The organism is Micromonospora sp. NPDC049049, from assembly GCF_040649115.1.
Lineage (GTDB): Bacteria > Actinomycetota > Actinomycetes > Mycobacteriales > Micromonosporaceae > Micromonospora.
Genome location: NZ_JBEZEX010000012.1, coordinates 1 through 25,120, shown reverse-complemented (window position 1 = coordinate 25,120; position 25,120 = coordinate 1). Strand labels below are relative to the sequence as shown.

Sequence of the window (25,120 nt, the reverse complement as noted above, 5' to 3'; positions counted from 1 at the left end):
CGCAGTCGCGAACGAAAGGCCGGTGCGGTGAGCCTGAGCAGCGATCTGGCTCGTGCCCAGGTCAAGGCGGAGACGTTGATCGAGGCGTTGCCCTGGTTGGCGCGCTTCACCGGCTCGACGGTCGTGGTCAAGTACGGCGGCAACGCGATGACCGAGCCGGAGTTGCAACGGGCGTTCGCGGCCGACATGGTCTTCCTGCGTTACGCCGGCCTGAAGCCGGTGGTGGTGCACGGCGGCGGTCCGCAGATCTCCGCCATGCTGGGTCGCCTCGGCATCGCCAGCGAGTTCCGGGGTGGTCTGCGGGTGACCACCGCCGAGGCGATGGACGTGGTCCGGATGGTGCTGGTCGGTCAGGTGGGCCGGGAGTTGGTGGGTCTGATCAACTCGCACGGCCCGTACGCCGTCGGCCTCTCCGGCGAGGACGCCCGGCTGTTCACCGCGGTGCGGCGTCCGGCGTACGTGGACGGGGTGCCGGTCGACGTGGGTCAGGTCGGGGACGTCGAGTCGGTCGACGTGTCCGCGGTGACCGACCTGATCGAGGCGGGTCGGATTCCGGTGATCTCCACGGTGGCGCCGGACGTGGAGGGGGTGCTGCACAACCTCAACGCGGACACCGCCGCCGCCGCGCTGGCCATCGCGTTGCAGGCCCGCAAGCTGGTCGTGCTCACCGACGTGGCCGGCCTGTACGCGGACTGGCCGGACACCAGCAGCCTGGTCTCCGAGATCGTCGCGGACGATCTGGCGAAGCTGCTGCCCAGCCTGGAGTCGGGCATGGTGCCGAAGATGGAGGCGTGCCTGCGAGCGGTGCGTGGGGGAGTGCCCGCCGCGCACGTCGTCGACGGCCGGGTGGCGCACTCCACGTTGCTTGAGGTGTTCACCTCGGAAGGGTTCGGAACGATGGTGGTGCCGGGAGACGGGACGGACGCGACATGAGCACGTTGGCGCAGCGGTGGAAGCAGTCCATGATGGACAACTACGGCACGCCGCCGATGGCGTTGGTCTCCGGTCAGGGCGCCGTCGTGGTCGACGACGCCGGCCGGGAGTACCTGGACCTGGTGGGTGGCATTGCGGTCAACGCCCTCGGTCACGCCCACCCGGCGGTGGTGGCGGCGGTGTCGAAGCAGGTCGCGACCCTTGGGCACGTCTCCAACCTCTACGTGGCCGAGCCGCCGGTGGCCCTCGCCGAACTGCTGTTGGCGCTCGCCGGCCGACCGGGCCGGGTGTTCTTCGCCAACTCGGGCGCGGAGGCTAACGAGGCGGCGTTCAAGCTCTCCCGGCGCACCGGCCGCACCCAGGTGGTGGCCACCAGGGGCGGCTTCCACGGCCGCACCATGGGCGCCCTGGCGCTGACCGGTCAACCGGCCAAGGCCGACCCGTTCCGGCCGCTGCCCGGCGAGGTGACCCACGTCGACTACGGCGATGTCGCCGCCCTTGAAGCGGCCGTCTCCGAGGCGACCGCCATGGTGATCCTGGAACCGGTCCAGGGGGAGAACGGCGTGCTGGTCCCGCCGGCCGGCTACCTCGCCGAGGCCCGGCGGATCACCGCCCGGCACGGCGCGCTGCTGGTCCTCGACGAGGTGCAGACCGGTGTCGGGCGTACCGGGCACTGGTTCGCGCACCAGGCCGAGGGTGTGGAACCGGACGTGGTCACCCTGGCCAAGGGGCTGGGGGGCGGTCTGCCCATCGGTGCGACGCTGGCCTTCGGCCCCGCCGCGGACCTGCTCACGCCCGGCTCGCACGGCACCACGTTCGGCGGCAACCCGGTCAGTTGCGCGGCGGCGCTCGCCGTGGTGGCGACCATCGCCAACGAGGGCCTGCTCGACAACGTCAAGCGGGTCGGCGAGCGGTTGCGGCGCGGCATCGAGGCGCTGGGCCACCCGCTGATCGGCGAGGTACGCGGGTCCGGGCTGCTGCTCGGTGTGGCGCTCACCGCGCCGGTGTCGTCGGTGCTGGCCGAGGCGCTGAGGGAAGCCGGCTTCCTGGTCAACCCGGTGCAGCCGGGTGTGATCCGGCTGGCCCCACCGCTGATCCTCACCGCCGCCCAGGCGGACACCTTCCTCGCGGCGTTGCCCGCAGCACTGGACGCGACCGCCCCGGCCGCTGCCGGCGCGCAGACCGCACCAGCCACACTGACCACCACGACGGGGACGACTCGATGACCCGGCACTTCCTGCGCGACGACGACCTCTCGCCGGCTGAACAGTCCGCTGTCCTTGACCTGGCGGCGGGCATGAAGGCGGACCGGTTCGGCCACCGGCCGCTGGTCGGCCCCCGCTCGGTCGCGGTGCTCTTCGACAAGCAGAGCCTGCGGACCAGGATCTCGTTCGACGCCGGGATCGCCGAGCTGGGCGGGCACCCCCTGGTGGTGGACACGCAGGTCACCCACTTCGGTCGCGGGGAGTCGCTCGCCGACGCGGGGCGGGTGCTGTCCCGCTACGTCGCGGCGATCGTGCTGCGGACACACGGTGACGAGCGGATCGCCGAGGTGGCTGCGGGCGCGACCGTGCCGGTGGTCAACGCGCTCACCGACGGTTTCCACCCGTGCCAGCTGCTGGCCGACCTGCTCACCATCCGGGAGCGGTGCGGTGGCACGGCCGGGCGCACCCTGGCGTACGTGGGGGACGGCGCGAACAACATGGCGCAGTCGTACCTGCTGGCCGGGGCGACGGCGGGGATGCACGTGCGGATCGCCGGCCCGGCCGGGTTCGCGCCGGACGAGGCGGTGGTGCGACGGGCCGCTGAGATCGCCGCGGAGACCGGCGGGTCGGTGCGGGTGCTGACCGACCCGGCCCAGGCGGTACGCGACGCCGACGTGCTGGCCACCGACACCTGGACGTCGATGGGGCAGGAGTCCGACGGGTTGGACCGGATCACCCCGTTCCTGCCGTACCAGGTCAACAAGGAGCTGCTCGGTCAGGCCGCACCGGACGCGATAGTGCTGCACTGCCTGCCCGCACACCGCGGTGAGGAGATCACCGACGAGGTGCTCGACGGCCCGCAGAGCGCTGTCTTCGACCAGGCGGAGAACCGGCTGCACGCCCAGAAGGCGCTGCTGACGTTCCTGCTGGAACCCGCGAACGGCGATGCCGCCACCGGAGGGCCACGATGACCGCGCCGCTGACTCGCGCGGCCCGGCACGCCCGGATCGTGGAGCTGATCCGCGACCGGCCGATCCGGTCGCAGACCGAGCTGGCGGATCTGCTCGCCGCCGACGGCGTCGGCGTCACCCAGGCCACCCTCTCGCGGGACCTGGAGGAGTTGGGCGCGGTCAAGGTGCGCGGCGGCGACGGTCCGGCCGTCTACCTGATCCCCGAGGACGGGCAGCGGCCGTTGCGCGACGCCGAGGCCGCGCCGGCCCGGTTGGTACGGCTGCTGCGCGAACTGCTCAACGGGGTCGACTCCAGCGGCAACATCGCCGTGCTGCGGACACCGCCGGGCGCAGCCCAGTACCTGGCCAGCGCGTTGGACCGGGCAGGCCTGCCCGAGATCGTCGGCACCATCGCCGGCGACGACACCATCCTCGTCGTGGCCCGTGAGGCCGTCGGCGGGGCCGCGCTCGGAGACAAGCTCGCCGGTTGGGCCCGCCGGGACGACACCGCTGAAGGGAACACCACGTCATGACCGAGCGGGTCGTGCTCGCGTACTCCGGCGGGTTGGACACCTCCGTCGCCATTCCGTACCTGTCGGAGCAGACCGGCGCCGAGGTGATCGCGGTCGCGGTCGACGTCGGGCAGGGCGGTGAGGATCTCGACGCCATCCGGCAGCGTGCCCTGGACTGCGGCGCCGCCGAGTCCGAGGTGGTGGACGCGCGCGACGAGTTCGCCGCCGACTACTGCCTGCCGGCGATCCGGGCCAACGCGCTCTACATGGACCGCTACCCACTGGTGTCGGCGCTGTCCCGGCCGCTGATCGTCAAGCACCTGGTGGCGGCGGCGCGCACGCACGGCGGCACGATCGTGTCGCACGGCTGCACCGGCAAGGGCAACGACCAGGTCCGGTTCGAGGTGGGCCTGAACGCGCTCGCCCCCGACCTGAAGATCATCGCGCCGGCCCGGGACTTCGCCTGGACCCGGGACAAGGCGATCGCCTTCGCCGAGGAGAAGGGGCTGCCGATCGACGTGTCGGCCAGGTCGCCGTACTCCATCGACCAGAACCTGTGGGGCCGCGCGGTGGAGACCGGCTTCCTGGAGGACATCTGGAACGCCCCCGTCGAGGACCTCTACTCGTACACCTCCGACCCGACCCCGGAGCGCGACCCCGACGAGGTCGTGATCACCTTCGACGGCGGTGTGCCGGTGGCGATCGACGGTGAGACGGTCACCCCGTACCAGGCGATCCTGGAGCTCAACCGGCGCGCCGGCGCTCAGGGCGTGGGTCGGCTCGACATGGTCGAGGACCGCCTGGTCGGCATCAAGAGCCGCGAGGTGTACGAGGCGCCCGGCGCGATCGCCCTGATCACCGCCCATCAGGAGCTGGAGGCGGTGACCGTCGAGCGGGACCTGGCCCGGTTCAAGAAGGGCGTCGATCAGCGCTGGGGCGAACTCGTCTACGACGGGCTGTGGTTCTCGCCGCTGAAGGCGTCGCTGGACGCGTTCATCGACGACGCGCAGCGGCACGTGAGCGGCGAGGTGCGGATGATCCTGCACGGCGGCCGGGCCACGGTGACCGGCCGGCGCTCCGAGGCGAGCCTCTACGACTTCCAGATGGCCACCTACGACACCGGCGACACCTTCGACCAGTCCCTGGCGAAGGGCTTCGTGCAGCTGTGGGGGCTGCCGAGCCGGATGGCCGCGGCTCGGGACGCCCGGTTGGGTGGTGGCGGACAGTGACACGTGTGAGCGCGGAGACTGATCAAACGCGGCAAGCGGGCCCCGCAGTCGCGAGCGGAAGGCAACCAACGCAATGATGGGCGACGTGGACGACAAGAGCCTGACCGAGAACAGCGCCGCCACCAACCGGACGAGCCTCTGGGGTGGCCGGTTCGCGGGTGGCCCCGCCGAGGCGCTCGCCCGACTGTCGGTGAGCGTGCAGTTCGACTGGCGCCTGGCCCCGTACGACATCGCCGGTTCCCGGGCGCACGCCCGGGTCCTGGCCGGCGCCGGCCTGCTCGATCCGGAGGAACTGGGCCGGATGCTGGCCGCGTTGGACGACCTGGAGGCCGCCTGCGCCTCCGGAACGTTCCGCCCCACCATCGACGACGAGGACGTGCACACCGCGCTGGAGCGCGGTCTGCTGGAGCGTCTCGGCAGCCTCGGCGGCAAGCTGCGCGCCGGCCGGTCCCGCAACGACCAGGTCGCCACCGACCTGCGGCTCTACCTGCGCGACCACGCCCGGGGCGTGGCCAGCCGCCTGGTCGAGTTGGCGGAGGCGCTGGTCGAGCAGGCCGAGCGGCACATCGACACCGCCGCGCCGGGCATGACCCACCTCCAGCACGCCCAGCCGGTCACCTTCGGGCACTGGCTGCTCGCCCACGTGCAGCCGCTGCTGCGCGACCTCGAACGGCTGCGCGACTGGGACCACCGGGCAGCGATCAGCCCGCTCGGCGCGGGCGCCCTGGCCGGTTCGGGGCTCCCGCTGGACCCGGTGGCGGTGGCCAAGGAGTTGGGCTTCCGTACGTCGTTCGCCAACTCGATGGACGCCGTCGCCGACCGGGACTTCGTGGCCGAGTTCCTCTTCACCACCGCCCTGATCGGGGTGCACCTGTCCCGGCTCGGCGAGGAGGTGGTGCTCTGGACCTCGCACGAGTTCGGCTGGGTGGAGCTGGACGACTCCTTCGCCACCGGCTCGTCGATCATGCCGCAGAAGAAGAACGCGGACATCGCCGAGCTGGCCCGGGGCAAGTCCGGGCGTCTGGTCGGCGGCCTGATGACAGTGCTCACCATGCTCAAGGGCCTGCCGATGACCTATGACCGGGACATGCAGGAGGACAAGGAGCCGGCCTTCGACGCGGTCGACACCCTGGAGCTGCTGCTTCCGGCCCTGGCGGGAATGATCTCCACGATGACGGTCCGGGTGGACCGCCTCGTCGCCGCCGCCCCGGTCGGCTTCTCCCTCGCCACCGAGGTCGCCGACTGGCTGGTCCGACGTAATGTGCCGTTCCGCGACGCGCACGAGATCACCGGCCAGTTGGTGGCGCTCTGCGCTGCTCGGGAGTGCGAGCTCAACGACGTCTCCGACGAGGACCTGGCCACGATCAGCGGGCACCTCGACCCGTCGGTGCGCGACGTGCTCTCGGTCCGTTCGGCTCTCGCGGCCCGGACCACCCCCGGTTCCACCGGCCCCGGCCCGGTCGCCGACCAGCTCGCCGCCGCGGCGGACCGGCTGGCCGGCTGGCGGGAGTGGGCCACCGAGCGGGTCGTTCCGCGCTGAGCCGTGCCGTGGCGTCGGCGCCTGCCGCCGGCGCCGCGGCGGTTCAGGCCGTCGGGCGCTCCCGCTTGGGGAGCTTGGCCACCACCATGTCGTACGACGAGTCGACAGCCTCGGTCAGCTCGTCGTCGTCGATCCCGCCGTTGAGGCGCAGAGTGTTCCATCCGGATCGGCCGATGTAGGCCATCACGCTGGCGTCGTCGGGGTGCCGGTGCAGCCACTCGTCGGCCACCTCCCGGGTCGCCCCGCACTTGATGCCGACCGTCGGCTTGCCGCTGTCACTGCCGAGGAACGCGAAGATGCGGCTGCCCACCTTCACCACCTCGTCGCCCTCCCACGGCTGGTCCAGCCACGCTCCCGGCTTGGCCAGGCAGTACGCCAGCATCTCCGCGCGCTCCATGGGTGCCTCCTCGTCGTGCGCACAGTGTGCCCGCCCGACTGCTGGCGCACACGCGCCGTGCCGGTCCGACGGGCGCGGTCGTCAGGAGGTCTGCTCGGCCGAGCGGGCGGCGACCCGCTCGTAGCGCTGCCGGGCCGCCTGCGCGCTGCCCAACCCCAGCCCGTACGCGATCGCCTGCCAGGTCAGCCCTCGGTCGCGGGCCAGCGTCAGCAGGCCGGCCTCCAGGGCGTCCAGTTCGGCGCGGACGTGGGGCAGCAGGGTCAGCGCAGCGGTCAGGTCGGCGGCGTCGATCGGCTCCTCAGCGGGTTCGCGCTCGGCCCCGCCGGCGGCCAGCGCGGTGACCAGGGCGACCGCCTCCCACGGGTCGAGCACGTACGGGTGGGCCCACCGGCCCCGCCGCGTGTCGGTGCCGGCGTGCCGTTCGCTGATCCGCTGCAATGCCTCGTGGGTGCGGTGGGCGCGGGCCCGGCCCGGGTCCGGCGCGGTGAAGATGTCCTCGGTCGTCATACCCCGAGCACATCGCATGAACGCCTGGTTGTCAACAGAATGTTGAAGCCTGGCGGCACGGGCATGCCGTGCCGCCAGGCGACGCCTCAGCGCACCAGGTTGAACTGGCGCTCGCCGAAGATGGGTGTGCAGTACGGGTCACAGGGGCTCGCGGTCACCACACCGAACGCGACGCCCGCTGCGAACGGACGCTCGACCGGGATCACCGCGACCCGCACCTCCTGGGTGCCCTCCGCGCAGGTGACCCTCCGAACCGTCGTGCCCGCGCGCATCGTCTGGCCGACCGCCTGCGCGACCTTGACAGTGACGTCGAACTCGAGGGCCTTCGAGCAGGTCACGCTGACCGGCACGATCGCCGCCGCGCCGTTCGCCTCGATCTTGCCCGTTGCGCCGACAGCGATCGTGGGCAGCGCCGCGTTGTCGGCCTGCGCCGCGGCCCGCAGCGGGACGCTCGCGCTGGCCGACGGGGTGAAGGCCAGGGTCGCGGCTGCCGCGATCAGGCCGGTGGCGATCAGTGGTAGCCGGATGCTCCGTACGGTCATGGTGAATTCCTCCCGTGATGTCGTCGCCCCGTGCGACGACATCGGGAACACTCCCGAGCCGAGGGTCCGGTTTCACTGTTCGGCCGACTGTCTGGTGTGCGACGTGAGCCTTGTTCGGGCCGGCGCTCAGTGGTCGGCGCGCCCGGCCGGGTGCCGGGAAACCGGGATGGGTACCGTCGGAGACATGGCCCTGTCGTCCGGTGACCGCAGCACCGACACCGACCTGGCGGCGCTGGCGGACCTGCTCGCCGGTCCGGTGCTGCCGGCGGCGCGTGGGCTGCTGGGCTGCCGGCTGTCCGCCGGCGGGGTCACCGTCCGGATCACCGAGGTCGAGGCGTACGCGGGCAGTGGTGGCGATCCCGCCTCGCACGCCCATCGGGGCCGCACCCCGCGCAACGCCGTGATGTTCGGCCCCGCCGGGCACGCCTACGTCTACTTCACCTACGGCATGCACTGGTGCGTGAACGTGGTCACCGGGGTCGAGGGGGAGGCTTCCGCCGTGCTGCTGCGCGCCGGCGCGGTGGTCGACGGGCTGGCCACGGCACGGGAGCGCCGGCCGGCCGTCCGGCGGGAGGTGGATCTGGCCCGCGGGCCCGCCCGGCTCTGCTCCGCGCTCGGCATCGACCGTGAGGCGTACGGGGCGGACCTGCTCGGCGACGGCCCGGTCCGCCTGCGGCCGCCGGCCGATCCGGTGCCGCCGGAGACGGTGGTGGCGGGTCCCCGGGTCGGGGTGACCGGCGCGCACGATCTGCCCTGGCGGTTCTGGCTGGACGGCGACCCGACGGTCAGCGCGTACCGCCGGCACGTGCCGCGCGTCCGAAGCTGACCGACCCGCGGCGTGGGCGGCGGGGGTTGTCGGAGGGTGTGGCCATAATCACCGGACCTGCTCACCGACGGTTCGGAGGACGTCATGGCGACACTGCTCGCGATCGGCACAGCCAAGGGATTGTTTCTCGCCACCAGCACCGACGAGCGGCGCAGTTGGGAGATCACCGGTCCGCACTTTCCGATGACGGGTGTCTACGCGGTCGCCGTCGACACCCGTCGGTCCACCCCGCGGCTGCTCGCGGGCATGACCAGCTCCCACTTCGGCCCCAGCGTCGCCACCAGCGACGACCTCGGCGCTTCCTGGGACGAGCCCGACCAGGCGCCGGTCGCGTTTCCGGCCGACACCGGCGTCTCCCTCGGCCGGGTGTGGCAGTTGACGCCGGCCGGCCCCGACGAGCCGGACGTGGTCTGGGCCGGCACCGAGCCCTCCGCGTTGTTCAGGTCCACCGACGGTGGCCGCAGCTTCGAGCTGGTCCGTTCCCTCTGGGACCATCCGCACCGCCCGCAGTGGGAGGGCGGCTTCGGTGGTCAGGCCGTGCACACGGTGCTGCCTCACCCGCGTGACCCGGCTCGGCTGCTGGTCGCCATGTCCACCGGCGGGGTCTACCGCTCGGAGGACGCGGGCGCGAGCTGGGCGCCGGGCAACACCGGCATCCGCGCCTACTTCATGCCCGACGAGTGGCCGGAGTTCGGCCAGTGCGTGCACAAGGTCGCCCGGGACGCGGCCAACCCCGAGCGGCTGTACGCGCAGAACCACCACGGCGTCTACCGTTCCGACGACGACGGGCGCACCTGGTCCTCGATCGCCGACGGGCTGCCCAGCGACTTCGGCTTCCCGATGGTGGCCCACCCGGGGCGCGGCGGCACTGTGTGGACCTTCCCGTTGGTGGCCGACGGCGAGCGGTTCCCGACCGACCACCGCTGCCGGGTGTTCCGTTCCGTCGACGCCGGCGGCAAGTGGGAGCCGCTGTCGGTGGGGCTGCCCGAGGGCCCGTTCTATCCGGCGGTGCTGCGCGACGCGATGTGCACCGACGACGCCAGCCCCGGTGGGGTCTACTTCGGCACCCGCTCCGGCTCGGTCTTCGCCAGCCGCGACGAGGGTGACTCCTGGTCCCTGATTGCGGCGCACCTGCCCGACGTGCTCTGCGTCCGCGCCGCGGAGGTCTGAGCGTGGTCACCGTGCTGCTGCCCGGCCCGCTGCGCGGCGAGGCCGGGGGCGCGAGTCGGCTGACCGTCACCGCCGCCGGGACGCTGCGGGCGGTCCTCGACGAGATGGCCGTCGCGCACCCCCGGCTGGGCCGGCGCATCCGCGACGAGCGTGGTGAGCTGCGCCGCTACGTCAACGTCTTCGTCGACGGGGAAGACTGCCGGCACTCCGGTGGCCTGGCCACCCCCGTGGAGGACGGCGCGGAGGTGCAGGTGCTGCCGTCGGTGGCGGGCGGCTGAGAGGGCCGACACCGAGGGGAGGCCATCGACCTGATGTCCGCTTACGGAGGTGACCGGCGCCACTGCGAGGCGTACCGCCGACGGAATAGTTGCGTCGTCAAATAAGTTGTGAGCTGCGTCCGGGTACCACGACGGCACCCGGTTGACACGCGAGGAGCTGGTCATGCAGTTCGGAATCTTCACCGTCGGTGACGTCACGGTCGATCCGACCACCGGTCGGGAGCCGACCGAGCGTGAGCGGATCAACGCGATGGTCGCCATCGCGTTGAAGGCCGAGGAGGTCGGCCTGGATGTCTTCGCCACCGGCGAGCACCACAACCCGCCGTTCGTGCCGTCGTCACCGACCACCATGCTCGGCTACATCGCGGCGCGTACCGAGCGGCTGCTGCTGTCCACCGCCACCACGCTGATCACCACGAACGACCCGGTGAAGATCGCCGAGGACTACGCGATGCTCCAGCACCTCTCCGACGGCCGGGTGGACCTCATGATGGGCCGCGGCAACACCGGCCCGGTCTACCCGTGGTTCGGCAAGGACATCCGCGCCGGCATCCCCCTGGCCATCGAGAACTACGACCTGCTGCACCGGCTGTGGCGCGAGGACGTGGTCGACTGGAAGGGCAAGTACCGCACCCCACTGCAGTCGTTCACCTCGACGCCGCGCCCGCTCGACGGCGTGCCCCCGTTCGTCTGGCACGGCTCGATCCGCAGCCCGGAGATCGCCGAGCAGGCCGCCTACTACGGTGACGGCTTCTTCGCCAACCACATCTTCTGGCCCAAGGAGCACACCCAGCGGATGATCGCGCTCTACCGCCAGCGGTACGCGCACTACGGCCACGGCTCCGCCGACCAGGCCATCGTCGGCCTCGGTGGGCAGGTGTTCATGCGCCGCAACTCGCAGGACGCGGTCCGGGAGTTCCGGCCCTACTTCGACAACGCCCCGGTCTACGGGCACGGGCCGTCGCTGGAGGACTTCACCCGGGAGACCCCGCTGACCGTGGGCAGCCCGCAGCAGGTCATCGACCGTACGCTCGGCTTCCGGGAGTACGTCGGTGACTACCAGCGGCAGCTGTTCCTGATGGACCACGCCGGGTTGCCGCTGAAGACCGTGCTGGAGCAGCTCGACCTGCTCGGCGAGGAGGTCGTGCCGGTGCTGCGCAAGGAGTTCGCCGCGAGACGTCCGGCGCACGTGCCGGCGGCGCCGACGCACGCCTCGCTGGTCGCCGCCGCGGGCGGCGCCAAGGACAGCACAGTGCACGCCGTCGACGACGTGACGGGCAAGGCGCCGGAGGGGGCGACCCGATGACTCACCGCACCCTGGCCGTGATCTCGGCGGGGCTGAGTCAGCCCTCGTCGACCCGGCTGCTCGCCGACCAGCTCGCCGCGGCCACCCGCGACGAGTTGGTCCGGCGCGGCTCCGACGTGCAGCTGCACGTCGTCGACCTGCGCGAGTACGCCCACGACGTGGTGAACAACATGCTCACCGGGTTCGCGCCGGCAGCGCTGCGCGAGGTCGTCGACACGGTGACCGGGGCGGACGGGCTCATCGCCGTCACCCCGATCTTCAGCGCCTCGTACAACGGGCTGTTCAAGTCCTTCTTCGACGTGTTGGATTCCGAGTCGCTGGTCGACCGGCCGGTGCTGATCGGCGCGACCGGCGGCACCGCCCGGCACTCGTTGGCACTGGAGCACGCCGTCCGCCCGATGTTCGCCTACCTTCGGTCGGTGGTCGTCCCGACGGCGGTCTTCGCCGCTCCGGAGGACTGGTCCGACGGCACCGCCGACGGCGCGTTGCGTGCCCGGATCCGGCGTGCCGCCGGGGAGTTGGCCGACCAGATCGAGCGTCGGCCGCCGAACGGCGGCCCCGCCGACCCGTTCGCCCTCACCACCGACTTCCTGCAGATGCTCGGCCGAGGAGACGACGCGCCGGTCAGCTGACCGGATACGGGTGGGCGACCAGCACCGGGCAGTGCGCGTGCTGGATCGCCGCCTGGCTGACCGAACCGAGCAGCATCCCGGTGAATCCGGCCCGGCCCCGGGTGCCCACGACCAGCAGCGACGCGCCGCCGCTGGCCTCGATGAGCCCTCGGGCCGCGCCGTCCGCCCGGACCGGGTGCTCGCGCACCACGAGGTCGGGATGCTCGGCGCGGACCGCGGTGGAGACGTCGGCGAGCAGCCGTACCGTGTCGGCCTGGTACGCGGCCTGCGACTCCTCGATCTCCTCCGGCACCGTCCGGCCCTGCTGCGGCGGGCCGACGTGCACCAGTACGAGCGGCACCTCCCGCAGCGCCGCCTCGTCGGCCGCGTAGCCCGCGGCGAGCCGGGACGACTCGGACCCGTCGACGCCGACGAGCACCGGGGCGTCCACCGGGATCGGCTGTTCGTCGGGGCGGACCACCAGCACCGGGCAGTGCGCGTGAGCGGCCACCTGCGTGCCGACCGAGCCGAGCAGCAGCCCGGCGAAGCCGCCCAGCCCTCGACTGCCCACCACGACGAGGTCGGCCTGGCGGGACTCCTCGATCAGGGTGATGCCGGGGCCGCCGGCGACCTGGCGTACCTCGACGGCCAGGCCGGGCCACCGGTCGGCCAGCTCCGCGGCGGTACGTTCCAGCATCTTCTGCGCCTCCTCGGAGGGCGCCGGCACCCCGATGTCGTACGGGTTGAGCGGCACGCCGTAGCCGAAGGGGTGCAGGTAGCCGTGCACCAGGCGCAGCGTCCGGGACCGGAGCAGCGCGGCGTGGGCGGCGTGCTCCGCGGCGACGAGGCTGGACGGCGATCCGTCCACGCCCACCACGACAGGTCGGTTCATCGGCACTCCCTGGGTCGGTCAGCCCATTGTCGGCGGTGCGCAGCCGTCACGACGCCGAACGCGCCGGCACCGGCCGACCGGCCAGGCGGGTGACGTGACACCGGACGCGGGTCCGCGCCGGCCGTGGGGGGAACGGCCGGCGCGGACGGGACGAGGGGTCAGTCCTTGCGGTCCTCGCGGCGGTGCCGAACGACCACCACCGGGCTGTGCGAGTGGTGCAGCACCGTGTGACTCACCGAGCCGAGCAGCATGCCGGCCAGCGCGCCACGGCCGCGTGCACCGACCACGGTGAGCTGCGCTGAGGCCGACTCCTCCACGAGCATCCGCGCCGGCGCGCCGTACGCCACTCGGCGCCGCACCGGCACGTCGGGGTAGCGCTCGGACCAGCCGGCGATCGCCTCGGCGAGCACCCGCTCCTCCTCCGCGGCGAGCGCCTCCACGTCGAAGGCCACCGGCAGGAGGTCGCTCGGCGCGACCGGGATGATCCAGGCGTGCACGGCCACCAGGTCGGTGCCCCGCAACGAGGCTTCCTCGAAGGCGAACCCCAACGCCTGGGCGGACAGGTCCGAACCGTCTACCCCGACCAGGACCGGCCCGTCGGCGCGCGCCTCACCCTTGACGACCAGCACCGGGCAGTCGGCGCGGGCGGAGACCTGCACCGCCACCGAGCCGATCAGCAGCCCGCCGAAGCCGCCCAGGCCCCGGCTGCCGAGCACCAGCAGCGCCGCGTCCCGGGCCTCGACCAGCAGCATCGGCGTGGGCGCGCCCTCGACGATCGCGCCGGTGACGGCGAGCTCCGGTGCGACCTTGCCGGCCTCGGTCACCGCCTCGGCGACCAGCTGCTCCGCCTGGCGCCGGAACCCGGCGTTGACGGGAGCGCCCGGCGCCGGCTCCAACGACACGCCGTAGAGCGACCAGATGAACGCGTGCACCACCCGCAGCGGGCGGCCCCGCGTCGCGGCCTCCCGGGCGGCGACACGCACCGCCTCCAGCGCCGATGTCGAGCCGTCCACAGCCACCACCACTGGGGCACCGGATCTGTTGGTCATCACGTCCTCCTTCGTTCCGTTTTCATCCTCCTGCAATGCGGGCCGGACGGTCAGGGGCGGACGGTAAGGGACCGGGGGCCATTGGTCCCGTCGACCCGGTCGCTCGGCGGGGTCGGACGGCGACGGGCCAGCAACAGCACCAACCCGGGCAGGGCGCTGACCACCGCGCAGGCCAGCAGTACGGTCGGTGCCAGGGGGTCGGTGCCGAGCAGGTCCCGCAGCGGGGCGAACAGCACCCCGCCGACCTGCAGCAGCGCCGACACCGCGACCGCGACGAGGAGGCCGGGGTTGCCGCGCCGCGCGCCTGCCGGCCGGGGCGCCCGGACGGCCAGTGCCACGCCGAGCTGGGCCAGCCCGAGCACCACGAAGACCACCGACTGCCAGGGCAGGTCCCGGTCGGCGGCGACCACACCGGCGCCCAGCACCACGGCGGCGATCAGCGCGCCGGTGACCAGGACGTCCCGACCGAGCCCGGCGCCGAGCACCGACTCCTGTGGCGAACGGGGCGTCCGGCGCAGGGTGCCGGGTTCGGCCGGCTCGGCACCGAGGGCCACCCCGGGCACCCCGTGGGTCAGCAGGTTGATCCAGAGGATCTGTGCGGGTTGCAGTGGTACGGCCAGCCCGAACAGCGGGCCGATGAGCATCACCAGGATCTCGGCCACCCCGCCGGAGAGGGCGTAGCGCAGGAACCGGCGAATGTTGTCGTAGATGCGGCGGCCCTCACCGATGGCGGCGGCCACTGTGGACAGGTCGTCGTCGACGAGGACCAAATCGGCGGCCTGCCGGGCGACCTCGGTGCCGCCACCCATCGCCACCCCGATGTCGGCGCGGCGCAGCGCCGGCGCGTCGTTGACTCCGTCGCCGGTCATCGCGACCACGTGACCGCGGGCCTGCAGGCCCGCGATGATGTCGAGCTTCTGTTCCGGTTGGGTCCGGGCGAAGACGCGGGTGTCCGGGTGCGCCGTCGAGTCGTCGTCGCCGCGGGCGAGAGGATCACCGTCGTGCCACAGGCCCAGCTGGGAGCCGATCGCGGCGGCGGTGGCCGGGTGATCGCCGGTGATCAGCAGCAGCCGTACCCCGGCGGCGTCGAGGCTCTCGGCGATCTCGGGGGCGCCGGCGCGCAGCGGGTCACCGACGGCGACCAGCCCGAGCGGGCGCAGGCCGGTCGGCGCGGCAGGGTCCGGCGACGTGTCCGCCAGGGCGGCGGCGACGGCGAGCACCCGCAGGCCCTCCCCGGCGAGCCGGTGGGCGGTGCGGGTCAGCGCGGCGATCTCATCGTCGGTGGCGTCGAGCAGGGACGTGGTGAGGACGCTCTCCGGGGCGCCCTTGCAGACCACGAGGTAACGCTGGTCGCAGGAGCGGTGCACGGTGACCATCCGCCGTTGGGCCTGGTCGAACGGGTGCTCGGCGACCCGTGGCCAGGCCGCGCGGGTGTCCTGCGGGTCTAGGCCGCACCGGGCCGCGAAGGCCACGAGCGCCGCTTCGAGAGGATCCCCCACGGCGCCCCAGTCGCGTCGTTCGTCGTCCGGGGGTGACAGGGCGGCGTCGTTGCACAGCAGCCCGGCCCGCGCCAGCCGGCGGAGTTCCTCCGGTACGGCCACCCGCGCGCCATCCTGGTGCACGGCGCCGTGCGGGGCGTACCCGCTGCCGGTGACCTCGTACCGCGCCCCGTCGGTGGTGGCGACCTGCTGCACCGCCATGCGCCCCTCGGTGAGGGTGCCCGTCTTGTCGGAGGCGATCACGGTCACCGAGCCGAGTGTCTCCACCGCGTGCAGCCGACGCGGGATGGCGTGCGCGGCGGCCATCCGGCGCGCGCCCAGCGCCAGCGCCAGGGTCACCACCGCCGGCAGCGACTCGGGTACCGCCGCAACGACCAGGCTCACCGCCGTGATGGCCATGTCGACCACCGGCCGCCCGCTGATCACCCCGATCGCGAAGACCAGCCCCGAGAGCACGACCGCGACCAACCCGAGCGTGCGGCCCAGGGCGGAGAGCCGGCGCTGCAGGGGAGTGGCGCCAGGCCGCGTGCCCGCCACCAGGGCGCTGATCCGGCCCAACGCGCTCGCCGGCCCCGTCCGGATCACCGTGCCGTCCGCGCGTCCGGTGGTGACCACCGTCCCGGCCAGCGCCTCCTGACCGACGGTCCGCCCCACCGGTACCGATTCACCACTCAACGCGGATTCATCCAGTTGCAGCCGGTTCGCCTCGACCAGCAGCAGGTCGGCCGGCACGATGTCGCCGGCCTCGATCCGGACGAGGTCGCCGTGGACCAGGTCGGCGGCGGGGACGGCCAGGTCCCGGCCGTCCCGGACCACCCGGGCGGTGGGGGCGGCGAGCTGGCCCAGCGCCGCGATGGCGCGGTCGGCGCGGATCTCCTGCACCACCCCGATGATCGTGTTCACCAGCACGACCAGGACGATCACCGCGGTGTCCGGGTAATCGCCGAGCACAGTGGTCACCACCGCGGCGGCGAGCAGCAGGGCCACCAGGGGGTCGGTGAGCTGGTGCAGCACCCGTACGGCCGCATGCCGGCGCGGCGGTGGCGCCACCGCGTTGGGTCCGTTCGCCCGTAACCGGGCGGCGGCCTCTGCCGCGTCGAGCCCGACCGCGACGGGCACCTCGATCGTGCCCTCCAGCGTCCGGCCCGGACCGCCCGTCTTCGCCACCAGTGACCTCCCCGTCCTGCGCGGCGCGTCACCGGCACGCCGTCCGTCTCACCATGCCGCTGCGTGATCACCCAGGGCAGAGGCGTTGCGCCCGACGGGCTCGGGACCAAAGACCCGGGTCCGGGTTGTACGGAAGTACGTTTGTACGTAGCATCGACCTATGACCACCACGGAGTCGCGGCTCGCCGCGCTGGAGACTCAGGTCGCCGCGTTGAACGAGCGCCTGACGGCGGCGCCACCAGCGCCACCCGCATCCGAGGGCACCTTCTGGGCCCTCGACGGCCTCAAGCAGCGCCTGCCACCCGAGGGCACCGGCGCGGTCCTCTACACCGGCACCGTCCGCGTCGCCGGGCAGCACTACGACTGGCAGTACGGCCGCACCGTCGACGACGTGCTCGCCACGGACTGGACGGAGCTGGCCAGCACGCTCTCCGCGTTGGCCCACCCGGTGCGGCTGCGGCTGCTGCGCGAGATCCTCGACGGCCGGCACAGCACCAGCGAGCTCGCCGAGATCGAGGAGCTGGGCACCACCGGCCAACTCCACCACCACCTGCGCCAGATCACCGCCGCCGGCTGGCTGCGCAGCGCCGGCCGGGGTCGGTGGGCCGTCCCCGCCGAACGCGTGGTGCCGCTGCTGACCATCCTCACCGCCGCCGGCCGCTGACCAGACGCGGCTCGGCCTCCCATCCGACGACCCCACGGAGGAACCACCATGCGCCGGACGACAGTCACCGTCCTCGCCGTCGCGCTGATCGCCGGCCTGGTCGGGGTGGCGTTGATGCCCCGGGTGCCCCGACTCGGCGGGCAGAGCACCGGCGACCGCGACCTGGCCGCCGCCGCCCGTTCGGCCACGCCCGACCAGTCAGGGCTGCGTGGGCTCGCCGTCGCCCTGGTCGAGAACGGCCGGATCCGCACCGCCGGACTGGGTGACCGGGACCTCGCCGGTCGACCCGTGGAGCCGGGCACCCCGTTCGAGATCGGCTCGGTCACCAAGGCGTTGACCGGCATGCTCCTCGCCGACCAGGTCGCCGCCGGTGTCGTCGGCCCGGACGACCGGCTCGGCGCCACCTGGCCCGAGATCACCGGCCCCGCCCGCGACGTCACGCTCGCCGAACTCGCCAGCCACCGCGCCGGCCTGCCCCGGCTGGCCCCCGGCTCCCCATTGGGGTGGGCACGCATCCTCTGGTCCAACGTCTCCGGCGCAAACCCCTACGCCGGGCAGGGCGTCGACGCCGTTCGCAGCGCCACCGACCGGGTCGACACCGACGACGACGAGCGCGGCGAGGTCCACTACTCCAACCTCGGGCCGTCCGTGCTCGGCCACGCGCTCGCCGCGAATGCCGGCGTCGCGTACCCCGAATTGCTGCACGACCGGCTGCTACGGCCGCTCGACATGACGGCCACCACTGTCGCCACCCGCGTCGACGACCTGCCGGCCGATCGCGCCCAGGGCAGCCGGGCCGGCGGCCGGCCGCTCGACCCGTGGGCAGGAGCCGGCTACGCCCCTGCCGGCGCCGGCCCCTGGTCGACGGCCGAGGATCTGGGCAGGTTGCTCGCCGCGACTCTCGCCGGCACCGCACCCGGTGCCGACGCCGCCACCGCCCGTTTCCGCGAGGACGACGACACCCGCATCGGGTACGGCTGGTTCACCACCCGGCACGGCGACCGCGAGATCGTCTGGCACAACGGCGCTACCGGCGGTTTCCGGTCCTACGTCGGCCTCGAACGGGCGACCGGGCGGGCGGTGGTGGTGCTCGGTAACACGGACAAGGGCGTCGAGCCGATCGGGCTGCGGCTGCTCGGGGTGCCACCGAAGGAGGCCGACTCGGCGACGTCGATGGTGCTGCCGTGGATCGGCGCCGGCCTCGCGGTTGCCTTCACCTTCCTCGGCGGCCTCTCCCTGCTCGGCACCGCCCGCCGTCGCCAACTGGACCAGGTGACGCTGCTGGCGGCGGCGGTCTGGGCGTTCGCCTACCTCGGCCTGGGGCACCGGATGGGGGACTGGTCGATAGTGCCGGCCTGGCTGTGGCCGCTCGGCGCCGGCCTGTCGGCGGCCGGGGTGGCCCTGGCGGCGACCCGGTGGCGCGCCCTGCCGGTGGTCGACGCGCGGGTGCCGTGGCGTCGACTGCTGTCGGTGGCGAGTTCCCTGGGCGCCGCCGTGCTGGCGGTCGTGGCCGTCGTCGGCTGACTCCACGCGCGGCGTGTCGTCACCGCCGTTGCGTACCCTCGGCCGATGACCTCCGATCTGCTGCTGCGCCCGGTCCGTGAGGACGACCTCGTCGAGTTCTTCCTGCACCAGCAGGACCCGGAGGCCAACCGGATGGCCGCGTTCGGCCCGAAGGACCCGTCCGACCGTCGGGAGTTCGCCGCACACTGGGCCCGGGTGCTCACCAACCCGCAGAACCTGGTCCGCACCGCCGAGGTCGACGGCGAGGTGGTCGGCTACGTGACCGCCTTCCCGGTCGGCGACCAGACCGAGGTCAGCTACTGGATCGACCCGGCACGTTGGGGTCGGGGCCACGCCACGTCGGCCCTGGCCGCCCTGCTGCGCGAGCTGCCCCGGCCGGTGCACGCCCGCGCCGCCAAGGACAACGCCGCCTCCCTCGCGGTGCTGCGCAAGTGCGGGTTCGTGGTGGTCGGTGAGGACTCGGGGTACGCCAACGGTCGCGGCGAAGACGTCGAGGAGTGGCTGCTGGAGCTGCCCGCCGACGCCCCTGACCTGGGCGGGCACTAGTCTCGCGACGTGAACTGGTTGGATCTCGTCGGCTGGGCCGGCTCCGCGGTGCTGGTCTGGTCGCTGCTGCAGTCGCGTGTGTTGCGACTGCGCGCGATCAACCTCGTCGGCTGCGTCGTGCTGATCGGCTACAACGCCGCGATCGAGGTCTGGCCCATGGTCGGGCTCAACGTCGTGCTCGCGGTGATCAACATCTGGTACCTGCGCGGGATGCTCGCCACCCGGCACGACGAGAAGACGTACCAGGTGGTGGAGGTCGGCGTCGGCGACCAGTTCCTCGCGCACACGCTGCGGGTGCACGCCGCCGACATCGCCCGGTTCAATCCCGGCTTCCGCTGGGATCCGGAGGCGTCAGGGCGCTCGGCGTTCCTCGTGGTCACTGCCGACGAGGTGGTCGGGGTGGTGCTGGCGCACGCCGAGGCGCCCGGCGTCGCCCAGATTGACCTGGACTATGTGACCCCGAAGTTCCGTGACTTCACCCCGGGTGAGTTCGTCTACCGGCGCAGCCAACTGTTCACCGAACGCGGCTTCCACCGGGTGGTCAGCCCGCCCCGGATGGTCGCCCCCTACTACCACCGGCTCGGCTTCCGCCCCGAGGGCGACTCGTACGTCCTCGACCTGCCGACGTCACCGACCAACGCGACGGCGTAGGGCCTATCTCGGGGATCATGAACCTCGTTCGTTAGACGGGTATGGCCCGTGGAGACTTGAGCAACGCCGACCTTGCTGTGCTGGAGCCGTTGCTTCCGGGCGCAGCGCCGGGTCCCGTGCCCGCCGGTCACCGGTCGGCGGTCGGCGCCGTCTCCGCTTGTTCGACCTGTTGGATGAGTTGCTTGAGGTAGGCGATCTCATCGCGCAGGGCCGCCTCGCCGGCAGCCGTGAGAGTCACCCAGGTGCGTGGGCGCTTGCCCTCGTAGCCCTTCTCGATCTGGATCAGCTCGGCCTTCTCCAGGACGGTCAGGTGCTGCCCGAGGTTGCCTGCGGTCAGCTGCAGAGTGGTGCGCAGGAAACCGAACTCGACCCGGCGGGCCTGGTGCGCGATGGTCAGGATGCCCAATCGGACGCGCTGGTGGACCACGTCGTCGAGGCCGTTGGTGGGATGGTCGGTCATCGCGCCGGAACCTCGGGGGTCGGCCGGAACAGGGCGAAGGCGGCGCTGCCGAGCAGCAGCAGCGCCGCCGGGACGAGCAGGTGCGGCAGGAAGAACCACGGCGAGGCCGAGTGGATGAACTGGCTGCCCTGCACCATCACGATCGCCAGGTAGACGAGGCTGTACGCCAGCAGCGCCCAGTTGCGTTCGACCCACGCGAGCACCAGCAGCGCCAGCGCGATGACCGCTATCGGACTGGCCAGCCCGTTGATGAGCCACGCCGCCGGCCCGACCTCGATATCGACCGGGTCGGTGGAGAAGGGGTCGGCGGGGACGGGGATGAGCGGGTGGAACGTCTGCCAGATCGACACGGCCGCCATCAGAATGGCCAACGCGACGCCGACGACGACGTAGGGGCGGATCGGGGTGCCCACGCCACGCCGTCGGGACTGCCGTACGTAGAAGCCTGCGATCGCCGCGTATGCGAGCACCAGCGCGACCGTCCAATACCCGAGCTCCGCCGGGTTGGGCGCCACGCAGACCGTGTGCTGCGGGCGGGATCGGCAGGTGTCGAATAGGTCGACGTAGGGGGCGTACCGGTAGACGGGTATGGCGACCAGGGTGATCACCGCGAAGACCAGCAGCGGAAACCATGTGCCGCGCTGGGCGACACGGACCTGGCGTGTCAGGTCGCGCACGGCCGCCAACAGCTCGTGAGGCCCGTCTGCCTGGGGAGCAGATTCGTCTGTCATGAAGTGAGCTTTGCATTACAGACCTATCCGCGCAAGAGAGTCCGTCCGGATAACCTCCACGCGCACTCGGCGTTTGCGTCACCCGGGCAGGATTCGGCCAGGGTCAAACGGGGCACAGACAACGCCTACGCCGGGCGGGTCCACCGACCGGCAGGCGCCGCGCGGACCGACCGGCGTCACCACCGGAGAGGGAGCGAACCGGGCGTGCAGAGCTACGGGAGCCAACTGGCCCTGGTCGGAGTCCTGGTCGTGATCAACGCGCTCTTCGCGGGCAGCGAGATGGCGTTGGTGTCGCTGCGAGACAGCCAGATCCAGCGGCTGGAGCGCACCAGCCGGGCCGGACGGGTGCTGGCCAGGCTCGCCAAGGACCCGAACCGCTTCCTGGCCACCATCCAGATCGGCATCACCCTCGCCGGTTTCCTGGCCTCCGCCGCCGCGGCGGTCTCCCTGGCGAAACCCCTGGTGCCGTTGCTCGGGGTCTTCGGTGGCGCCGCCGAGACGGTGGCGATCGTGGCGGTCACCCTCGCGCTGACCTTCGTCACCCTGGTCTTCGGCGAGCTGGCGCCCAAGCGGATCGCCATGCAGTCCGCCGAACGGTGGGCGCTGTTGGTGGCCCGCCCGCTCGACCTGCTCGCCAGCCTCACCCGGCCGGCCGTCTGGGCCCTCGGCGCCACCAGCGACGTGGTGGTCCGCCTGGTCGGGCTCAACCCGAAACACGAGCCGGAGGAGATCGGCCCGGACGAGCTGCGCGACATCGTCGCCGGCAACCACGGCTTCACCAAGGAGCAGCGCACCATCATCGCGGGTGCGGTGGAGATCGCCGACCGGCGGTTGCGGGCTGTCCTCGTACCCCGGTTGCAGGTCTTCACGCTCGACAGCGGGACCACGGCGGAGGCCGCGCGGCTCGTGCTGGCCGCCACCGGGCACTCCCGGGCTCCGGTCGTGCGCCACGGCGGCCTGGACGACACGGCCGGAGTGATCCACCTGCGTGACCTGGTGGGCGTGCCCGACGACCGCCCGGTCGACGAGATCGCCCGACCGCCGATGCTGCTGCCCGACTCGCTGCCGGTGGTGGAAGCGTTGCGCCAGTTCAAGGCCGAGCGTCAGCACATCGCGCTCGTCGTGGACGAGCGCGGCGCCGTCGACGGCATCGTGACGCTGGAGGACATCCTGGAGGAGATTGTCGGCGAGATCTACGACGAGACCGACCGGGATGTGCGCTCGGTGCGGCGTGACCCCGACGGTGCGCTGGTGCTGCCCGGCACCTTCCCGGTGCACGACCTGCCGGACATCGGCGTGGAGCTGCCGTCGCGCCCGGCCGGTGACTACACGACAGTCGCCGGGCTGGTGCTGGCCCGGCTCGGGCACATCCCCACCGTCGCCGGGGAGGACGTCACGCTCGACGGTTGGGTGCTGATGGTGGCCGGCATCGACCACCGGGCGATCACCGAGGTACGGCTCAGCCGCGTACCCGATGAAGCCGACGGCGACGGCGACGCCGACCAGCCCACGGAGCCGGTGCTGGACGAGGCCCGCAGTTGACCGGTGCGGCGAACGCCGTCGCTCAGGCGGGCGAGAGGTTCTGTAGCCGGACCTGACCACGGGCGACCAGCTGCTCGTCGGCGTCGGTGATCTCCACCTGCCAGAGCTGCTGGCTGCGGCCCCGGTGCACCGGGGTGCCGATCGCCCTCAGCTCGCCTTCCCGGACGGCCCGCAGGAAGTCGGTCTGGTTCGACACCCCGACCACAGTGCCCCGGTCGGCCAGCCAGAGGGCGCCACCCACGCTGGCCGCGGTCTCCACGACCGAGCAGTACACCCCGCCATGCTGGATGCCGAACGGCTGGTGCAGCTGCGGGCCGACCTGCCAGCTGATGACCACCCGGTCGGCGCTGGCCTCCTCGAACTTGAGGCCGAGCAGGGCGACGAAGCCACCCGTCAGGTCCGGAATCTCCATGGCAAGGCCCTCCTCGATCAACTGGCGCAAGCCTAGCCGGGGCGGGTTGCGCCAAACCCGGTACGGGTTGGTGCCGGCGATGGGGGAGAATCGGTGACCGTGACCGACAGCAGCCCTCCGCCGCCCGGGCGGGACTCCCTGACCGATGACCTGCTCTGGCGTGGCCTGATACAGGACTCGACCGGCCTCGACGAGCTGCGCGAGCTGCTCGACGGTGGGAGTGCCGCCACGTACTACGTGGGCTTCGACCCCACCGCGCCGAGCCTGCACGTCGGCAACCTCATGCAGGTCCTCATGGCCCGCCGGCTGCAACTCGCCGGCCATCGCCCGTTGCTGCTGGTCGGCGGAGCGACCGGGCAGATCGGTGACCCGAAGGAGAGCGCCGAGCGGGCGCTCAACCCGACCGAGGTGATCGCCGGCTGGGTCGAGCGGATCCGCGACCAGCTTGCGCCCTTCGTGTCGTACTCCGGCGAGAACGCGGCGCAGTTGGTCAACAACCTGGACTGGACCGGCGAGATGTCGATCGTCGAGTTCCTCCGCGACGTGGGCAAACACTTCCCGGTGAACAAGATGCTCGCGCGGGAGGTGGTGCGGGCCCGGCTGGAGACCGGCATCAGCTACACCGAGTTCAGCTACCAACTGCTCCAGGCCAACGACTTCTTCGAGCTGCACCGCCGGCACGGCTGTCAGCTCCAGTTCGGTGGCTCCGACCAGTGGGGCAACATCACCGCCGGCGTCGACTACGTACGCCGACGGGGCGCGGGGCCGGTCCAGGCCTTCACCACGCCGCTCGTCACCAAGTCCGACGGTACGAAGTTCGGTAAGAGCGAGGGCGGTGCTGTCTGGCTCGACCCGACGATGACCAGCCCGTACTCCTTCTACCAGTTCTGGCTCAATGTCGAGGACCAGGAGGTCGACCGCTACCTGCGGTACTTCAGCTTCCGCACCCGGGACCAGCTGGAAGAGCTGGCCAAGGCGACAGCCGAACGGCCGGCGGCCCGGCTGGCGCAGCGGGCGCTCGCCGAGGAGCTGACCACACTGGTGCACGGTGCCGACGAGACCCGACAGGCGATCGCCGCCAGTCAGGCGCTCTTCGGCCGTGGATCGTTGGACGAGTTGTCGCCGGAGACCCTGCGCGCGGCCCTGGCCGAGGCGGGCCTCGTACGCCTCACCGGCGAATTGCCGGATGTGGCGGGTCTGCTGCGGGACTCCGGTCTGGTGAGTGGCCTCAAGGAGGCTCGGCGGGTGATCGCCGAAGGCGGCGCCTACGTCAACAACAACCGGGTGACCGCTGTGGACGCCGGAGTGTCGCCGGCCGACCTGCTGCATGGGCGATACCTGGTGCTGCGCCGGGGGAAGCGTTCGTTCGCGGGCGTTGAGCTGGGTGAATAGCCACCTGTCGACGATGTGACGGGGGACGCGTCCGGCGGATTTGACGATCATCCCGCCGGACGCGTAACTTTCTCTCTGCCAACGCGGAACGGACGAAACAGGCGAAAGCTTGAAGCGGCCGGAGCGTAGGCCAACGGCCTGGGGGTCGGGTGGGCACGCCCACCGGAGCCCCAACCGGGAGGTGCCGCCAGAAACGCCGCGAGGCGGATTTGGCGCTGCGAAACCGACCGGGTATGGTTACGAACCGGCAGGGCACCGGGCGGGTCGCGGGAAATCGCGACGGCCGGCCTGCCGAACCCATGACGAGAGCGGCGCAAGCCGGTTGCGACATGGTGCCCGCGTTATCGGGTTGAAGCATGACGAACCGCGAAATATCGGTTTGACACAGCGGAAACGAGCGGGTAACGTAGTAAAAGTGCCTGGCGCTGAAAGCGCGGGGCGCGAAGCGGTAAAAGCCCCGTGATGGGTTCCACTGAGTGTGGTGCTTTGATCGGTGTGTGGTTGTTCTTTGAGAACTCAACAGGGTGCTTGTAAAGCCAGTGCCAATTATGATTTATACCCCGGACTGGTCAGTTTTTGCTGGCT

Annotated in this window: 26 protein-coding genes; 17 read left to right on the top strand and 9 right to left on the bottom strand. The window is 72.1% G+C overall.

What is annotated here, in order from left to right; genetic code table 11:
• The first annotated feature begins 27 nt into the window (after positions 1-27).
• The 6 genes from argB (at position 28) to argH (ending at position 6,369) form a co-directional block, all read left to right on the top strand.
• Positions 28-933, top strand: a complete 906-nt coding sequence (gene argB / locus AB0B68_RS14635; protein WP_357201318.1) for an acetylglutamate kinase — start codon at positions 28-30, stop codon at positions 931-933.
• Positions 930-2,159, top strand: a complete 1,230-nt coding sequence (locus AB0B68_RS14630) for an acetylornithine transaminase (protein WP_357201315.1) — start codon at positions 930-932, stop codon at positions 2,157-2,159. Before argB ends, AB0B68_RS14630 begins: the two co-directional genes overlap by 4 nt.
• Positions 2,156-3,109, top strand: coding sequence for an ornithine carbamoyltransferase (gene argF / locus AB0B68_RS14625; protein WP_357260300.1), 954 nt, complete (start codon positions 2,156-2,158; stop codon positions 3,107-3,109). Before AB0B68_RS14630 ends, argF begins: the two co-directional genes overlap by 4 nt.
• Positions 3,106-3,621, top strand: coding sequence for an arginine repressor (locus AB0B68_RS14620; RefSeq protein WP_355009159.1), 516 nt, complete (start codon positions 3,106-3,108; stop codon positions 3,619-3,621). The genes argF and AB0B68_RS14620 overlap by 4 nt, the downstream gene beginning before the upstream one ends.
• The gene (locus AB0B68_RS14615; RefSeq protein ID WP_357260297.1) at positions 3,618-4,829 is read left to right on the top strand and encodes an argininosuccinate synthase; all 1,212 of its coding nucleotides are present in this window, start codon (positions 3,618-3,620) and stop codon (positions 4,827-4,829) included. The genes AB0B68_RS14620 and AB0B68_RS14615 overlap by 4 nt, the downstream gene beginning before the upstream one ends.
• 76 nt (positions 4,830-4,905) lie before the next feature.
• On the top strand, positions 4,906-6,369 hold the full coding sequence (gene argH / locus AB0B68_RS14610) for an argininosuccinate lyase (protein WP_357201303.1): 1,464 nt from the start codon (positions 4,906-4,908) through the stop codon (positions 6,367-6,369).
• A 43-nt stretch (positions 6,370-6,412) separates the two neighbouring features.
• Here the strand turns inward: argH and AB0B68_RS14605 are convergent, their stop codons facing one another.
• From AB0B68_RS14605 to AB0B68_RS14595, 3 genes are all read right to left on the bottom strand, one after another.
• The gene (locus AB0B68_RS14605) at positions 6,413-6,766 is read right to left on the bottom strand and encodes an MmcQ/YjbR family DNA-binding protein (RefSeq protein WP_357201299.1); all 354 of its coding nucleotides are present in this window, start codon (positions 6,764-6,766) and stop codon (positions 6,413-6,415) included.
• 81 nt (positions 6,767-6,847) lie between these two features.
• Positions 6,848-7,273: a DNA-binding protein gene (locus tag AB0B68_RS14600; RefSeq protein ID WP_357201296.1), complete on the bottom strand. Its 426-nt coding sequence runs from the start codon at positions 7,271-7,273 to the stop codon at positions 6,848-6,850.
• A gap of 86 nt (positions 7,274-7,359) precedes the next feature.
• The gene (locus AB0B68_RS14595; RefSeq protein WP_357201293.1) at positions 7,360-7,815 is read right to left on the bottom strand and encodes a hypothetical protein; all 456 of its coding nucleotides are present in this window, start codon (positions 7,813-7,815) and stop codon (positions 7,360-7,362) included.
• 184 nt (positions 7,816-7,999) lie between these two features.
• On the opposite strand from AB0B68_RS14595, the gene AB0B68_RS14590 reads away from it, so the two are divergent.
• The 5 genes from AB0B68_RS14590 (at position 8,000) to AB0B68_RS14570 (ending at position 12,027) form a co-directional block, all read left to right on the top strand.
• A complete protein-coding gene (locus AB0B68_RS14590; RefSeq protein ID WP_357260294.1) occupies positions 8,000-8,641 on the top strand; it encodes a DNA-3-methyladenine glycosylase in 642 nt (213 codons plus the stop codon).
• Positions 8,642-8,725: 84 nt separating this feature from the next.
• Positions 8,726-9,811, top strand: coding sequence for an exo-alpha-sialidase (locus tag AB0B68_RS14585; protein ID WP_357260291.1), 1,086 nt, complete (start codon positions 8,726-8,728; stop codon positions 9,809-9,811).
• 2 nt (positions 9,812-9,813) lie between these two features.
• The gene (locus tag AB0B68_RS14580) at positions 9,814-10,089 is read left to right on the top strand and encodes a ubiquitin-like small modifier protein 1 (RefSeq protein ID WP_357201284.1); all 276 of its coding nucleotides are present in this window, start codon (positions 9,814-9,816) and stop codon (positions 10,087-10,089) included.
• A 163-nt stretch (positions 10,090-10,252) separates the two neighbouring features.
• Positions 10,253-11,395, top strand: coding sequence for an LLM class flavin-dependent oxidoreductase (locus AB0B68_RS14575; RefSeq protein ID WP_357260288.1), 1,143 nt, complete (start codon positions 10,253-10,255; stop codon positions 11,393-11,395).
• Positions 11,392-12,027, top strand: coding sequence for an FMN reductase (locus tag AB0B68_RS14570; protein WP_357201280.1), 636 nt, complete (start codon positions 11,392-11,394; stop codon positions 12,025-12,027). Before AB0B68_RS14575 ends, AB0B68_RS14570 begins: the two co-directional genes overlap by 4 nt.
• On the opposite strand, the gene AB0B68_RS14565 is transcribed toward AB0B68_RS14570, so the two are convergent.
• The 3 genes from AB0B68_RS14565 to AB0B68_RS14555 form a co-directional block, all read right to left on the bottom strand.
• The gene (locus AB0B68_RS14565; RefSeq protein WP_357201277.1) at positions 12,020-12,904 is read right to left on the bottom strand and encodes a universal stress protein; all 885 of its coding nucleotides are present in this window, start codon (positions 12,902-12,904) and stop codon (positions 12,020-12,022) included. The genes AB0B68_RS14570 and AB0B68_RS14565 overlap by 8 nt on opposite strands.
• Positions 12,905-13,056: 152 nt before the next feature.
• Positions 13,057-13,947, bottom strand: a complete 891-nt coding sequence (locus AB0B68_RS14560) for a universal stress protein (RefSeq protein WP_357260285.1) — start codon at positions 13,945-13,947, stop codon at positions 13,057-13,059.
• A gap of 50 nt (positions 13,948-13,997) precedes the next feature.
• Positions 13,998-16,613, bottom strand: a complete 2,616-nt coding sequence (locus AB0B68_RS14555) for a cation-transporting P-type ATPase (RefSeq protein ID WP_357206811.1) — start codon at positions 16,611-16,613, stop codon at positions 13,998-14,000.
• A gap of 160 nt (positions 16,614-16,773) precedes the next feature.
• Between AB0B68_RS14555 and AB0B68_RS14550 the strand changes: the two genes are divergently transcribed.
• Genes AB0B68_RS14550 through AB0B68_RS14535 form a run of 4 tightly spaced genes read left to right on the top strand, consistent with a single transcriptional unit; the run spans position 16,774 to position 19,998 of the window.
• Positions 16,774-17,277, top strand: coding sequence for an ArsR family transcriptional regulator (locus AB0B68_RS14550; RefSeq protein ID WP_357206809.1), 504 nt, complete (start codon positions 16,774-16,776; stop codon positions 17,275-17,277).
• Between the two features lie 48 nt (positions 17,278-17,325).
• Positions 17,326-18,801 (top strand): serine hydrolase domain-containing protein, encoded by a 1,476-nt coding sequence (locus tag AB0B68_RS14545; RefSeq protein ID WP_357206807.1) that lies wholly within the window; start codon positions 17,326-17,328, stop codon positions 18,799-18,801.
• Between the two features lie 45 nt (positions 18,802-18,846).
• Positions 18,847-19,347 carry a GNAT family N-acetyltransferase gene (locus AB0B68_RS14540; RefSeq protein WP_357206806.1) on the top strand — a complete coding sequence of 167 codons (501 nt, stop codon included), beginning with the start codon at positions 18,847-18,849 and terminating at the stop codon, positions 19,345-19,347.
• 9 nt (positions 19,348-19,356) lie between these two features.
• Complete coding sequence (locus AB0B68_RS14535) at positions 19,357-19,998, top strand: hypothetical protein (protein ID WP_357206804.1); 642 nt, start codon at positions 19,357-19,359, stop codon at positions 19,996-19,998.
• Positions 19,999-20,125: 127 nt separating this feature from the next.
• Here AB0B68_RS14535 and AB0B68_RS14530 read toward each other — a convergent pair whose 3' ends face one another.
• Positions 20,126-20,458, bottom strand: coding sequence for a transcriptional regulator (locus AB0B68_RS14530; protein ID WP_357206802.1), 333 nt, complete (start codon positions 20,456-20,458; stop codon positions 20,126-20,128).
• Entirely contained in the window at positions 20,455-21,189 is a 735-nt protein-coding gene (locus AB0B68_RS14525) for a hypothetical protein (RefSeq protein ID WP_357260282.1), read from the bottom strand. The genes AB0B68_RS14530 and AB0B68_RS14525 overlap by 4 nt, the downstream gene beginning before the upstream one ends.
• Before the next feature lie 204 nt (positions 21,190-21,393).
• Here AB0B68_RS14525 and AB0B68_RS14520 point away from each other — a divergent pair, with 204 nt between their 5' ends.
• Positions 21,394-22,731 (top strand): hemolysin family protein, encoded by a 1,338-nt coding sequence (locus AB0B68_RS14520; protein ID WP_357206798.1) that lies wholly within the window; start codon positions 21,394-21,396, stop codon positions 22,729-22,731.
• Positions 22,732-22,753: 22 nt separating this feature from the next.
• Here the strand turns inward: AB0B68_RS14520 and AB0B68_RS14515 are convergent, their stop codons facing one another.
• On the bottom strand, positions 22,754-23,143 hold the full coding sequence (locus AB0B68_RS14515; protein ID WP_355009142.1) for a PaaI family thioesterase: 390 nt from the start codon (positions 23,141-23,143) through the stop codon (positions 22,754-22,756).
• Positions 23,144-23,242: 99 nt separating this feature from the next.
• On the opposite strand from AB0B68_RS14515, the gene tyrS reads away from it, so the two are divergent.
• The gene (tyrS, locus tag AB0B68_RS14510) at positions 23,243-24,535 is read left to right on the top strand and encodes a tyrosine--tRNA ligase (protein ID WP_357260420.1); all 1,293 of its coding nucleotides are present in this window, start codon (positions 23,243-23,245) and stop codon (positions 24,533-24,535) included.
• Positions 24,536-25,120: the final 585 nt, after the last annotated feature.

Coding starts and splice junctions, on each gene's coding strand:
- AB0B68_RS14630 (WP_357201315.1), top strand. CDS start 930: ATGAGCACGTTGGCGCAGCGGTGGAAGCAGTCCATGATGGACAACTAC.
- argF (WP_357260300.1), top strand. CDS start 2,156: ATGACCCGGCACTTCCTGCGCGACGACGACCTCTCGCCGGCTGAACAG.
- AB0B68_RS14620 (WP_355009159.1), top strand. CDS start 3,106: ATGACCGCGCCGCTGACTCGCGCGGCCCGGCACGCCCGGATCGTGGAG.
- AB0B68_RS14615 (WP_357260297.1), top strand. CDS start 3,618: ATGACCGAGCGGGTCGTGCTCGCGTACTCCGGCGGGTTGGACACCTCC.
- argH (WP_357201303.1), top strand. CDS start 4,906: ATGGGCGACGTGGACGACAAGAGCCTGACCGAGAACAGCGCCGCCACC.
- AB0B68_RS14605 (WP_357201299.1), bottom strand. CDS start 6,766: ATGGAGCGCGCGGAGATGCTGGCGTACTGCCTGGCCAAGCCGGGAGCG.
- AB0B68_RS14600 (WP_357201296.1), bottom strand. CDS start 7,273: ATGACGACCGAGGACATCTTCACCGCGCCGGACCCGGGCCGGGCCCGC.
- AB0B68_RS14595 (WP_357201293.1), bottom strand. CDS start 7,815: ATGACCGTACGGAGCATCCGGCTACCACTGATCGCCACCGGCCTGATC.
- AB0B68_RS14590 (WP_357260294.1), top strand. CDS start 8,000: ATGGCCCTGTCGTCCGGTGACCGCAGCACCGACACCGACCTGGCGGCG.
- AB0B68_RS14585 (WP_357260291.1), top strand. CDS start 8,726: ATGGCGACACTGCTCGCGATCGGCACAGCCAAGGGATTGTTTCTCGCC.
- AB0B68_RS14575 (WP_357260288.1), top strand. CDS start 10,253: ATGCAGTTCGGAATCTTCACCGTCGGTGACGTCACGGTCGATCCGACC.
- AB0B68_RS14570 (WP_357201280.1), top strand. CDS start 11,392: ATGACTCACCGCACCCTGGCCGTGATCTCGGCGGGGCTGAGTCAGCCC.
- AB0B68_RS14560 (WP_357260285.1), bottom strand. CDS start 13,947: ATGACCAACAGATCCGGTGCCCCAGTGGTGGTGGCTGTGGACGGCTCG.
- AB0B68_RS14550 (WP_357206809.1), top strand. CDS start 16,774: ATGACCACCACGGAGTCGCGGCTCGCCGCGCTGGAGACTCAGGTCGCC.
- AB0B68_RS14545 (WP_357206807.1), top strand. CDS start 17,326: ATGCGCCGGACGACAGTCACCGTCCTCGCCGTCGCGCTGATCGCCGGC.
- AB0B68_RS14540 (WP_357206806.1), top strand. CDS start 18,847: ATGACCTCCGATCTGCTGCTGCGCCCGGTCCGTGAGGACGACCTCGTC.
- AB0B68_RS14530 (WP_357206802.1), bottom strand. CDS start 20,458: ATGACCGACCATCCCACCAACGGCCTCGACGACGTGGTCCACCAGCGC.
- AB0B68_RS14525 (WP_357260282.1), bottom strand. CDS start 21,189: ATGACAGACGAATCTGCTCCCCAGGCAGACGGGCCTCACGAGCTGTTG.
- AB0B68_RS14515 (WP_355009142.1), bottom strand. CDS start 23,143: ATGGAGATTCCGGACCTGACGGGTGGCTTCGTCGCCCTGCTCGGCCTC.